Origin of the sequence: Paenibacillus campi, from assembly GCF_034659835.1 — a bacterium.
Taxonomy (GTDB): Bacteria; Bacillota; Bacilli; order Paenibacillales; family Paenibacillaceae; genus Saccharibacillus; species Saccharibacillus campi.
The window spans coordinates 271,827-284,533 of the sequence record NZ_JAXSQZ010000004.1; the positions used below are offsets into that span (position 1 = coordinate 271,827).

Annotated in this window: 11 protein-coding genes; all 11 read left to right on the top strand. The window is 54.0% G+C overall.

Going from position 1 to position 12,707, the window contains the following annotated elements; translation table 11 throughout:
- Window positions 1–62 precede the first annotated feature (62 nt).
- On the top strand, window positions 63–1,832 hold the full coding sequence (locus U1I11_RS12200) for a phage tail sheath family protein (protein WP_322906402.1): 1,770 nt from the start codon (window positions 63–65) through the stop codon (window positions 1,830–1,832).
- Window positions 1,833–1,893: 61 nt separating this feature from the next.
- Complete coding sequence (locus U1I11_RS12205) at window positions 1,894–2,325, top strand: phage tail protein (protein ID WP_322906403.1); 432 nt, start codon at window positions 1,894–1,896, stop codon at window positions 2,323–2,325.
- A gap of 303 nt (window positions 2,326–2,628) precedes the next feature.
- On the top strand, window positions 2,629–3,000 hold the full coding sequence (locus tag U1I11_RS12210) for a phage tail assembly protein (RefSeq protein ID WP_322906404.1): 372 nt from the start codon (window positions 2,629–2,631) through the stop codon (window positions 2,998–3,000).
- 2 nt (window positions 3,001–3,002) lie between these two features.
- On the top strand, window positions 3,003–3,203 hold the full coding sequence (locus U1I11_RS12215) for a DUF6760 family protein (RefSeq protein WP_322906405.1): 201 nt from the start codon (window positions 3,003–3,005) through the stop codon (window positions 3,201–3,203).
- A 32-nt stretch (window positions 3,204–3,235) separates the two neighbouring features.
- Window positions 3,236–3,682, top strand: coding sequence for a phage tail protein (locus U1I11_RS12220; protein WP_322906406.1), 447 nt, complete (start codon window positions 3,236–3,238; stop codon window positions 3,680–3,682).
- Between the two features lie 62 nt (window positions 3,683–3,744).
- Window positions 3,745–6,312, top strand: a complete 2,568-nt coding sequence (locus U1I11_RS12225) for a hypothetical protein (protein ID WP_322906407.1) — start codon at window positions 3,745–3,747, stop codon at window positions 6,310–6,312.
- A gap of 30 nt (window positions 6,313–6,342) precedes the next feature.
- Window positions 6,343–6,963 (top strand): CIS tube protein, encoded by a 621-nt coding sequence (locus U1I11_RS12230; RefSeq protein WP_322906408.1) that lies wholly within the window; start codon window positions 6,343–6,345, stop codon window positions 6,961–6,963.
- A 7-nt stretch (window positions 6,964–6,970) separates the two neighbouring features.
- Complete coding sequence (locus U1I11_RS12235; RefSeq protein ID WP_322906409.1) at window positions 6,971–8,065, top strand: phage late control D family protein; 1,095 nt, start codon at window positions 6,971–6,973, stop codon at window positions 8,063–8,065.
- Window positions 8,062–8,781, top strand: coding sequence for a phage baseplate assembly protein V (locus U1I11_RS12240; RefSeq protein WP_322906410.1), 720 nt, complete (start codon window positions 8,062–8,064; stop codon window positions 8,779–8,781). The genes U1I11_RS12235 and U1I11_RS12240 overlap by 4 nt, the downstream gene beginning before the upstream one ends.
- A gap of 131 nt (window positions 8,782–8,912) precedes the next feature.
- Complete coding sequence (locus tag U1I11_RS12245) at window positions 8,913–9,311, top strand: GPW/gp25 family protein (protein ID WP_322906411.1); 399 nt, start codon at window positions 8,913–8,915, stop codon at window positions 9,309–9,311.
- Between the two features lie 43 nt (window positions 9,312–9,354).
- Window positions 9,355–12,678 (top strand): putative baseplate assembly protein, encoded by a 3,324-nt coding sequence (locus U1I11_RS12250; protein ID WP_322906412.1) that lies wholly within the window; start codon window positions 9,355–9,357, stop codon window positions 12,676–12,678.
- Window positions 12,679–12,707 lie beyond the last annotated feature (29 nt).

Genomic DNA, 12,707 nt, shown 5'->3' on the forward strand with positions numbered 1-12,707 from the left:
CCGTTGCCGAAGTTTGGCTGATGGAGGTAGTCCAAGTTTAATGATGAGAGGGGAAAAGCACCATGCCTGAATATTTATCGCCCGGAGTGTATGTGGAGGAGTTTGACAGTGGTCCTGTACCGATGCAAGGGGTTAGCACTAGCACCGCCGGTTTTCTCGGCTTAGCTGAGCGTGGGCCTGTAGAAGGTTTACCTGTACTCATTACCGGTATGGCGGATTTCCAGCGTAATTTTGGTGGCTATTTGTCCGAAAATGCGTTTGGCGTGTATCGCTATTTGGCGTATGCGGTGGAGCATTTCTTTGGCAATGGCGGTTCGCGTTGTTATGTGATGCGTGTCGCACCGCCAGGCGCATTGCCTGCTGCCAATGTGGAGCTTGACAAAGTGGATGATAAAAAGCCGGGTTTACGCATTATCGCCCGCAATCCGGGGCAGTGGGGAAACCGGATTACCGTGACACTGCGTCCGACAAGCAAAGCGAAAACGCAAGTGTCGGAAGTGTTGGACGGCGGCAAATATCGGGTGAAAAGTAGCTCCGGTTTTCGTGCGGGTGATGTGATCGCCTATACCGATGCCTCCGAGGCGGATAAAGAACCTACAAGCTCATACCATCGCGTCGTGTCCGCACTGGACAATGTGCTGGAAATTGCCCCTCCGCTCGATGGTAGCGTGGAGGATACGAACCTTGTACCGGTCAAAACGTTAACTACGCGTGAGTTCAATCTGGAAGTCAATTACGGCAGCGAAGCGGAAGTGTTTGAAAATGCGTCGCTTAATGCGGCAGCGCCTAACTATATCGGCATCGTCGCTTCCCGTTCGGCACTTGTGCAGGTGAATTGGCATGAAGGCGAACCGGATGCGGCGGCAGCGGACAGCGTATTGTCTCCGTTTGAAGTGATTAGCGGTGCCGCTGAAAGTACGGGACGTTATCAATTGACATTGTCCGGCGGTAGCGATGGCAGTGTGGACAGCATTACGCCAGACGCTTTTATGGGCGCAGACTTCGGTCCTGGCAAACGGACGGGCATTAAGGCGTTTATCGACAATGATGAAGTTAGCCTGATGGCGGTGCCGGGTATTACCGATCCGAACGTACAGCTTGCACTGACGGGGCATTGTGAAAATGCGACAAATCGATTTGCGATTTTGGACGCGCCGCGTGACAGCACCAAAGTGCCGGATATTAAGGCGCACCGCAATTATTTTGACACATCGTATGCAGCGCTATATTCGCCGTGGTTGCTCGTATTTGATCCGTTTGAAAAGCGCAGTGTGGCGATTCCGCCTTCCGGCTCGATGGCAGGCATCTATGCGCGCTCAGACAATACGCGCGGCGTGCATAAAGCGCCAGCTAACGAAGTCGTGCGCGGCGTAACCGGGCTATATTGCCAGTACAATACAGGTGAACAGGATATTCTGAACCCGCTCGGCATCAATCTGATTCGGCAGTTTACCGGGCAAGGCATTCGTGTATGGGGTGCTCGTACATGCTCGTCTAACGGATTATGGAAATATATCAACGTACGGCGTCTGTTTATTTTTGTCGAGGAATCGATTCGCCGCAATACGAACTGGGTCGTGTTTGAACCGAATGATGCACCGCTGTGGGCACGGGTACAACGTACGATCGATTCGTTCCTGACGACGGTATGGCGTGATGGTGCACTGCAAGGCGCAAGCCCTGGCGAAGCGTTTTATGTAGATATTGGCCCGAATACGATGACACAGGACGATATCGACAATGGACGACTAATTTGTGTGATCGGGATCGCAGCGGTGAAACCAGCCGAGTTTGTTATTTTCCGCATTACGCAGAAGACGGCAACTGAATAACCGGTAGCACAGGCGGCATGTACGGCGACGATGATTTCATTTCGGGAGAGGGGATACATGTATGAGTGAACGCAAAGACCCATACCGTAATTTTAGGTTCAAAATGGAAGTGGGCAATATTACGCAAGCCGGTTTTACGGAAGTGTCCGGTTATGATTCCACCGTTGAGGTTGTGGAATATCGTGAAGGCAATGAGGCGACGACTCCGCGTAAGCTGACAGGTCTGACCAAATACGGCAATATTACGCTCAAATGGGGCGTGACCGATTCGATGGACTTGTACAAATGGCTGGAAGATTGCAGCGCTGGTAAAATTACCCGTCAAAATGTAACGATTACGGCGATCGATGAGACGGGCGCGGACAAAGCGGCATGGCAGATCATTCAGGCGTGGCCGACCAAGTATACGGCGCCAAGCTTTAACGGTTCCGGTAAAGAGGTAGCGATCGAGACGATCGAGCTGGCGCATGAAGGGATGAAGCGGACGAAATAAGCGTAATGGCGACCGACGCTAACAAAGTTCATAATGCGTTTAGCCTGGTCAGCATTATGAAGCGGACGAAGTACACGCGTTGCCATCGGTCGCTACAAACGGCAGCGAATGAGTTTGGGGCAACGTATGAAACGGACGGATGAGCTATACGGTTGGCGTCGGACGCATGTTCATACCTGTATTCAAAATCAGCATCGATTTAAACGGTAATTATACATCGGCTTGATGTCAGCCGGATGAATGGGGCGTTTCGTACGCTTGCCTGCTCATCCGGCGGCAACGTGCCGGAATGGGGGACAGCAGATGTTAACAACAGAACATGCATTTGAATTGCCGCGAGGTTATGTGGATCGGGAAGGGAATTTACATCGTCGTGGTGTGATGCGGTTAGCGACGGCGAGCGATGAGATTTTGCCGATGCGTGATCCGCGTGTGCAGCAAAACCCGAGTTATTTGACGATTATTTTGCTTGCCCGTGTCATTACGAAGTTGGGTGATTTGCCGATGATCGATACGCATACGGTGGAGGGATTTTTTACCGCTGATCTGGCGTATTTGCAAGAGTTTTACCGCAGCATTAATGAGATGCAGCTAACGACGATTCCGACCGTTTGCCCGCGCTGTGGTCATGAGCATGAGGTGGCGATGAATTTTTTGGATCAGAGTCTGGTCTGAGTTTGCACTATCCGGTGGACAAGCTGTACGAAGAAATGGGCTTTATCGCGTACTATTTCCACTGGTCGCATGAGGAGCTGATGCGGATGGAACATCGCGAACGCCAGCGATGGTGTGATGAGATTAACCGGATTAATCGGCGTCTGAATGAGGATGGCTCAGAACAGCCTGAAAATCTGTTTGATGTATTCGGAAAGGGGTGAGCGCGCTGGCAACGTCATCAAGCAACAAAAATATGAACAATGTCGATCCGCTCGGCGGCTTTCGTTTTCTCGTACAGATCGAGCAGTTGCAAATTGGCGGCTTCTCTGAAATAAGCGGTTTGCAGGCGGAAACGAAGTTCGAAACGTACGAGGAAGGCGGGCAAAATGGATTTATCCATCGTTTCCCGACCCGGCGCGAGTATCCGCCGCTTGTGCTCAAGCGCGGTGTGTTGCTGTCGCTCGGTCTATGGGATTGGTATAACAGCTTTACGGTCGGCAAAATGACGCCGCGTGACGGCTCGATTATGATGGCGAGCGATGATTACAGCCAGCTGCTAATCTGGAATTTTATCGGGGCATATCCGGTTAAATGGATCGGGCCGCAGCTCAATGCCGGTCAAGGTAGTCTGGCGGTCGAATCGCTGGAATTAGTGCATCAAGGGCTGTCGCTTAGTAGGCGCAGCAATACGAGTCGATAGTGTATGGAACAGACCGATCCGGCTGGATGAGCAGCAAGCATGAGTAAAGGGGCGATTCATCAATGAAATACTGGCTTTTGCGTCGTCCGTTTACTCCGGTTGCCGCTATTCCGGCAGCTACGGCTTTTGCGCGTCAGTTAGCAGAGCGGCATAAGCCGACAGCGATGTCGTCAGCTATGCCAGGTGCAGCGCTCGTGCATCGCCGTATTGCCGCCCGCGATCACGCCGGAACGTATGAGGAAATTCACCACCATCATCACCAGCGAATCGAATGGAAGCCGCTCACTCAGGTGTCGATTACACAGCCATTGCTTGTACGCAATTATTATTTTTGGCGGCTGCTGGCGCTGGAAGGGCAAAGTTCAATTGCTGCATTGCCGCGAAATGAAGTGGAGCGCGGCAATGCAGGTTCGTTGAGCACAGAGGGTGTGACGGCTGGTAGCGGGGGCGCTTGGGGCGCGGTACCGCCGGCGTTATGGCAGATGTTGTGGCAAGGTGGTGCCGGACGCTTGCCGCCTGAAATATGGTTGGAGGCGCACAGTGAGCAGGCTGGGGCGGCAACAGGGCAGTCGTTACCGTTATCGCTGCGTGTGCTGGGCAGTTTGCCACAGCTTATTTTCCGGCAAATGGCAGGTGGGATGGGCAGCATACTTACCGGCGGGATGTCTGGCGATACCGCCTTTATCCAGCCGTATGAATGGACGCTTGATACACGCTCATTCTCACACATACAGGGAACCGGTTCATGGAGCAGACGCAATATAAGGGAATTGTCGCGGCTCGTTCCGCTATTGGAACAAAGCGGTGGACGTGCCGCTCGTATCGGCGCGCTTGCAGGCAGCTCGTTGGCGCCACGGCTGCGCTGGTTACCGCCGGTGCGGTTGACGATTCCGGTGCGATCGCCATCCGGCAGCATTCGTCCGGAGGGCGATCGTCAGATTCGTCGTCTGTCCGATCTTTTTCAGGTGTCACGTTTGAGCGAGCTGGACAGTGTGCTTGGCGGTACGTACACGGTGCAATTGCTGAATGTGTTGCCTTCGCCGGAGCAGACGGCAGCCGCTTTGCCGTATCCGTCGTGGCAACCGCTGCGGCAGGAGCCTGCACGTGAGCCGGAAGATTGGCTGTATCATATTGTGCGCCTGTTTAATCCGCATGAGCGGCGGGCGGTTATCGAGCATAATATTCGCCGGTTGTATCAGCGTGCGGCAGAGCGTTCTTTTCACCAGCAGGCAGGCAAATGGAGCCGGATGGTAATGACGGCTGTGCGGCAGGAATGGCGGCGGCAAAGCCCGGCAGGGACACCGGTAGCAGGGATGCCGGAGCAGTTGATTCGTCGTCAGGGCAATCGCTGGCTCTGGAATCAGGCGGCACTGGCGGGCGGTGCGCAGTGGAAACAGGCGAGCCAGCGTTTGCGGGAATGGTGGCCGTGGCTTAATTTGCCGTGGTTGCAGTCGGATAGTGCGGATGAAGCGCTGCGGCGCGAGCTGTATCATCCGTTGCTGCTGCGCCGTTATTTGGGCGATGAGGAGCTGGCTAGTACAGGTGCCACTGCCGACACACGCCTGTTACAAGGTAATATTTATGAAACGCTAGGTCGATATATCGAGCGTGAGACGCTGCGTTTATCGCCGGAACGGTTTATGATGCTGTTGCCGCTTGCGGCGGCGTTACCAGGTCAAACGCAAAGCACATCGCTGCGTCAGTTAGCGCGTGAGCGTGCACGTGCACCGCAGCGAATGACATGGGCAAGCCCGTTGCTGTTGCCGATGTGGTCTGTGAACGGACAAGGCATGCGCGGGGAAGCAGGGATTACGACAACCGTAAGCACGCTTATCCAGCGTATTACCGGACGCGAGTTATCTGGAGAATTACTGCGTCCGGGTTCAGCGAGCCGAGCGCTGGCATTGCGCTTTGCCGGGCAAGCCGGAGCAGCGGCAAGCGGTCGCCGCAGTACGGGCGATTTGCAGTTGGAAGCAAGTCGCTGGCTTATGCAGGCGCTGCAAGCCGAGCAGCGTAGCGCGGCGGCACCGCTACGTGCCGATGGGGGATTGTCACCGGAGCGGATGCTGCTTGCCTTCAGGCGCAGTGAGTCTAATCCTTCTAGCGCCGACACAGTTGCCGAGTCTGACGCTTATGCTGCTTATACGACCAGTGATAGCAGCACACGTCGCAGCGGTGTACCACTGCTTGCCAGTACGGGCGGCAGGGGGATAGGCTTGCCGCTAAGCGGAGCGGCAGAGCCGGCAATGCTGGAAATGCTACGACGCCGGATACAGCAGTTACCGGAGCGAATGCTAACAGGGGAGCAGGGGCAAGCGGAAGCTAGCGGCACCGACCAGCGTTCGCCGCAGGGCACATTCGTGCCGGAATGGAGACGTACGGCACCAGCCGTATCCGCATCGTCGTCACTATCTTCAACAGGTGAAGACGCATCAGCACGGCAGGGGAATCGTGCAGCCGCCACGACGACTGGCACCATTAATGCTGCTATGTCCGATTCCGAATCGGCGCTAGCAGCGGCAAGGCAACCTGTACGCCTCGGTTCCAATGAGCTGGAGCAGATTGTGCAACGTGTATATCGCGAGTTGCAGCGCCGCTTGAAGTCGGATTATCAGCGGCGCGGAATGTAATGCTGTGCTGGCACAGAGGGGGAAGGACAATTGACAACGAGTAAAGCGCTAATCATTCCGCAGGGGAAAACGAAAAGCAATACCGGAGATATTTTCACCGTAATGTTTAATCCGTCCGAATATACGGTCGTACAGCAAGGGAACTGGAATGCGGGCACTAATGAATCCAAACCGCTGCAAACGATCGGTAATGTGGCAGGCAGTCTGAGCCTGAGTCTGTTTTTTGACACATCGATGCAAGGAAGCGATGTGCGCGAATATGCGGGTAAGTTGCTGTCGATGATACAGGAGGATATGAGCAGTGCGAAGCCGCGCACGTATACGTTTGCTTGGGGCACATTTGAATATGAAGGACGTATGGAGATCAAGGAGCAGAAATATACGTTATTTATGGAAAATGGCGTTCCACTGCGGCTGCGCATGAACATTACGCTATATCGGGAAAAATCGCTCGACCAGAAGGTAACCGCCAAAACGCTAAGCGAGACCGACCGCCAGGTGACCTCACAGCAAGGGGAATCATTGCCGGAAACGGCGCAGAAATTTTACGGCGATGCTTCCAAATGGCGACAAATTGCCGATGCGAGCGGCATTGATGATCCGCTGAATCCAGGCCCTGTATCGACGCTGACTGTACCGGGAAAGGGCTGAACACGAGATGGCAGACATTTCATTACCGACTTCAAGCGTCGACTATGCGAATCTAAGCAGCACGTATAATGATTTTGCCGCACCGGTATTCAAAATCAGTTGTAGCGGGCAGTCGTATACGCCGGACAATCTAGTGCTGGGACAATTGACCGTACATACGACAGTGGAGCCGCTGGCGGACTATGCTTCATTTCAGATCAAAGAGGCGTTCGATCCGCAGGCAAAGGAGTTTATCGTGCCGGACGGTATGACGCTTGGTGGAACGATCGATATCGAGCTAGGCTATGGGACAAAACTCAAGGCGGTATTTACCGGTTATATTACAGCGATCAGCTATGAAGCACGTGACGATGAAGCCGCTTATGTGACGATCGGCTGTATGGATATGACCGTATTAATGATGAAAACCTATAGCGAAAAAGTATGGCAAAAAAAGAAATACAGCGATGTGGCACGCGAGCTGGCTTCTGCGTATGCAGGTAGTCTCAAAGTGGACGCTACGACCGAAACGATCGAAAATATCGCCCAGTATCGGCAGGATGATTATCACTTTTTGCAGGAGCTGGCATTTCGCAGTAATCGCGAATTGTTGGTAGTCGGCAAAGCGGTTTATTTTCGCAAAATGGCGGCTTCGACGACGCCGTATTTGAAGCTTAGCTGGGGGGCAGGCTTGATCTCGCTGCGATTGGAACACAATATCGCTTCCCAGTGGAGCGGCATCAAAGTACAGAGCTGGGACCCGTTGAATCGCGAGTTATTGTCTTCCTCCGCACCGACGGTCGTCAAAATCGGTGACGGCACGAAGACCGGTAGCGCGCTGATCGGTGCGCTGGGCACGTATGAGGCGTACCACGATCTGGACGCTGAAACGGTGCAAGATGTGCAAAATGCTGCCGATTCGCTAATGCAGACGCGCTCGATGGAACTCGTTAACGGTAGCGGTGAATGTATAGGCATACCGGAGCTGCGTGCTGGGGTGTATGTCGCTTTTGCCGGACTGGGGACAACGGTTGGACGCACCTGTTATTTGACCGGAGCGGTGCATGTGCTGGATGAACAAGGGTATGTGATTCAATTTGAAGTGAAGGGGAATGCGATATGATACTGCCGGATTCGTATTATGATGCACGCCGCAAGCCGGAAACGCGCATTGCCGGTGTCGCGATTGGCAAAGTGACGAGCAATAAAGACCCGGACAATCTGGCACGTGTGAAGTTGATGCTGCAAATGCAACAAGGCGAACACGAGACCGATTGGGTACGTGTCACAGCGGCGATGGCAGGCAGCGCTCGCGGCAGTCTGTTTGTGCCAGAGGTGGATGATGAGGTGCTGGTCGCTTTTCATCTCGGTGATATTACGCGTCCGTATGTGATCGGTCTGTTATGGAGCAATACGGCAAAGCCGGAGCCGCCGCCCGAAAAAAACACGCTCAAAAAGATGAAAACGACCGCAGGGCACCAGATTATTTTTGATGAAGCGGACAATGCTGCCAAAATGACATTTCAAAGCGCCAAAGGTCATTCGCTGACGATGGATGATGGCGGCGACAAAGTGGAATTTAAAGATGCAGGCGGTACGCATAGCCTATTGCTGACCGGAGGCGGTTCGGGTTCGGTGACGATCACAAGCGGTAGCACTAAGATCGTGCTGAACGATCAGGGCGATATTACGCTGACGAGCAACAAAGCCGTTTCGGTCGAATCGACCCAAATTTCGTTGCAGGCGAAAGGTACGCTTGATCTGAAATCGAGCGGCCCGTTGTCGATTCAGTCGGACGCGCTCGTCACGATCAAAGGAACGATGGTCAAAATTAACTGATGCGCTGGGCAGGGCGATCCGGAGTCTGCCGTCTGTGCCGGCATGGGGAAGCGGGCAGAGATGACAGCAGGCAAGCGTCATAACAGTGAGGCTGGCACGGTGAAAATAGGCAAATCAAGGAGGCGACTATCATGTCCCAGCGTTCATTTCTCGGCAGAGGTTGGAGCTTTCCGGTGCAGGTCGATCCGGCGACAGGACGCATCGGCATGTCGGAATACAGTGAAGATATTCGGGAAGCGATCCGCATTCTGATCGGTACGATGCCAGGAGAGCGAGTAATGAATCCGGAGTTTGGGTGCCGGATTCGGCAGTATCAGTTTGAAACGCTAGATGTGACAACGATGAATCTGATGGCGAAAAGTGTGCGCGAGGCGATTGCCCGCTGGGAGCCGCGTGTGACCGAGGTGGAAGTCGCCACACATCAGGATGACCCGGAGCAAGGAACGGTACGCATCGAGGTGCGTTACCGCGAACGAGCGACGAATCATGTGTCCAATCAAGTGTATCCATTTTATTTGTATGGCGGCTGAGCATGAAATAAATCGACTACAGAGGTAGAAAGGAGAATGAACGATGACCCGGCTGAATTGGGAGCAGATTGCCCGCCTAGCTTCCCCGCCGCTGGATACACGTCAGCTGGGGGACATGATGCAAGAAATGTCGGCATTGGTGCCGTATTATACACCGGAATGGCGCTTTACGCCGGATGATCCGGATGCAGGCACCGCTTTATTTTATATTGTGGCGGATATGCTGCTGGAAAATTGGCGACGACTGAATCAGGCACCGCTTAACAATTATTTATCCTTTCTAAGTCTGATCGGCGTGGAGCCGATGCCGGCGCGTGCGGCGACGACGGCACTGACATTTCGGCTGAGTGAAGGCGCGACACGTCCGGTGCTCATTCCGGCAGGCACGCCGGTATCAGCGGCTACAGCGACTGGTGAAATTGTGTTTGAAACGAAGGCAGCATTGCTCGTTACACCTGCGCGCATTACCGATTTGTATATAGCGGATGGACGTACCGATCAGCTGATCCAATTGCCTGTTGCTGGCTCCGCTGAAGCGGCAGACGGCAAAAAGGCTGCTGTAGAGCTGCCACAGGCTGGACTGGCTGAAGGTGAGCTGCCCGTTACAGACAGCGCCACTGCACAGACGCAAGCGACACGTCTATTCGATGCCGGACAACGGCAGTCTTTGCAGCAGCATGTGCTGTATACGAACTGCCCGGAACTGGAACATCTGGCAGGCGAAGTACGGCTGGAGTGGATACCAGAGCTGGAGCCGACCCATCTTGCCCAGCTCTGGATTCGTTTGCTGAGTAATCCACAATATGCGCGCTGGTCATACTGTACAGGCGGCAAATGGCGCGAGTTTGATTATGTGCGTGCCGGTACAGGACGGTTCTATTTATTCAAGGCGGCAGGCAATATGCCGGAACCGTCGGTTGTTAATGAACAGCAAGGGGTATGGTTGCGTTGCCGGTTGATTTTCCCATTGACGGCAGAAGCGTCGAATCATCAGATCGAGCAGTTTGCGGAAATGCTGTCAACGGTGCGGCTTGGCAATGTGTCCGTTTTACCAGCAATCTCGGCTCCACCTAGTGCTGCCACAATGAGTGAGACCGTATTAGCGGAGTTTGCATCCACTGCCTCCAAAGCGGTGCAGCCAAGCATCGGCATCGTGCCAGAGCGTCTATTACAGGACGATCTGGAATTGGAGGCAGGACGACAATATCCGTTTGGTACATTGTTTTATACATACGGTTGCTTTTATTTACATTCGTCCGAAGTGTTTAGCCGTAAAGGTAGTGTGATCACATTGAACTGCCGGATCGGATATAGCGAGCATCAATTGATGGCAACGCCGGAAAATGAACCGCGCTGGCGACCGGTGATGCGGGCGTCCGAATTTGACCCAAAACGCCAGGATTATGCTTATATTCGGCAAGTAAGCTGGGAATACTGGAATGGACAAGCATGGGTTAGACTGCATTCCGCCGATTCCGGCACACTACAATTTGTACCATCGCAGGCAGAACGGAGCGCGATGACAAGCCCGTTGACGGCGGAGGACGGTACGCCCATCGCAGCGCGCCTAAATGAGACCGCCGGGCAAATGCACGCATGGAGCTTTTACTGTCCAAACGATCTGGAAGCTTATCCGGTCAACGGGATTGATGGACACTGGATTCGCGCACGGATTGTGGAGTTGGACAATGCGTACGCGCCGTATGTGATCTATCGTTCCCCGTGGCTAGAAGATGTCACATTGACGTATGAATATCGGCAGCCGATTACTACGCGTGGCTGGGCAGCACTGAATGGGGGCGAATATATCGGTTATGGTGCAGCATATGGGCGACAGCCGCAGCCGCCGTTTCATATGCTGGAACATGGCAGTGCGGTCTGTTATATCGCATTGGATCAGCCGCCGACAGGCGGACCGCTCTATGTGTATGCAGAGCTGGAATATCAGCCGCTTGGTGGGCTGGCTGATCCGGCACGCATCGATTGGGAATACTGGCGCAGCGACAGCAGCAGTGGCAATTGGTCGACGCTAGAAGTGTATGACACGACCGAAAGTATGACGGTCAGCGGGCATATACAGTGGGCGGGACCGCCGGATTTTGGACGTGTTCGTCGGTTTGGACGGGAGGCGTACTGGATTCGGCTCGTCGATCGGCATCGGCGTTTTGGCAGGGATGGTTTGCCGTATCCGCTGCTGCGCCAACTGCACTGGAATACGGTGCCTGCGATCCAGCAGCAAAGTGTGCAGGACGAAAAGCCGGATGTGTTACGCGATCGGCACGGTCTTTATTTTCGCTTGCTGCGCGCACCGGTGCAAGATGAGCAAATCTGGGTGGACGAAACGGATACAGCCGATCCGGTTAAATGGCTGCAAGAGCAGCAGCGACATCCCGATAGTTTGCGCCGTGAAACATTACCGACTGGTGTGGAGCGTTTGTGGAGACGATGGACAGCGGTAGCTAATCTGGAGCACTCCAATCCGGACGATCATCATTATCGGATTGATCGGCAGGAAGGAATTGTACGTTTTGGTGATGGGCGAACCGGACGTATTCCATCTGCGACTGGAATCGGACGTGTACGGGTCGATTATCGACTGTCCGAGGGCGAGCAGGGCAATGTAGATGCACATAGCGTAACACAGCCGCGCTATGCACGTGCTTTTATCCAAGATGTGTTTAATCCGGTTCCGGCGTTTGGCGGGCATAATCGTGAGAAAGTAGCGGAGGCAGCTGTGCGGGGACCGAGGCAGCTTCGTCACCGTGAGCGTGCCGTAACCGCTGAAGATTATGAACATCTGGCACGTGCAGCGGACGCGCATGTTGCACGTGTACGCTGTTTTTCCGGTTATAACGGTCAAATGGAGCGCGAAGCGGGCAGTGTGACACTCGTCGTGATGGCGCGGGATGAAGGGGCGGGTAAACGATATTTTCCCGAGCTATCCCTACGCATCAGGCAGTATTTGCATCCGCGTATGTCGGGCATGATTTTCCCTGAGCAGCTATATGTGATCGAGCCGGTACGACTTGAAGTGGATATCGCTGGCACGATTATCGTGCGTGCGCTGGAAGATTTGGTACCGGTGGAGGAGCAGTGTGAGGAACGGCTGCGTCGTTTTCTTAATCCGGTGACCGGCAAAGCGGACGGGCAAGGCTGGCAAATCGGTGAGCAACCGCTGGCGGAAATGTTTTATCCGTTACTGCAATCTGTGTCTGGTGTACGGTACATTCAGAAGCTAACGATGGAAATTTTCATGAGCGAGCGGGACGGAAGGCGAGAGCTGACACCAGAGCAAGCTGCATCGCTTCGCCATTGTATAGTCAGCGGAGGACAACAGTCACTAAAGGTGCGCACGAATTGGGATTAACAGCTTCATCTTGCATCCATCTGCTGAAA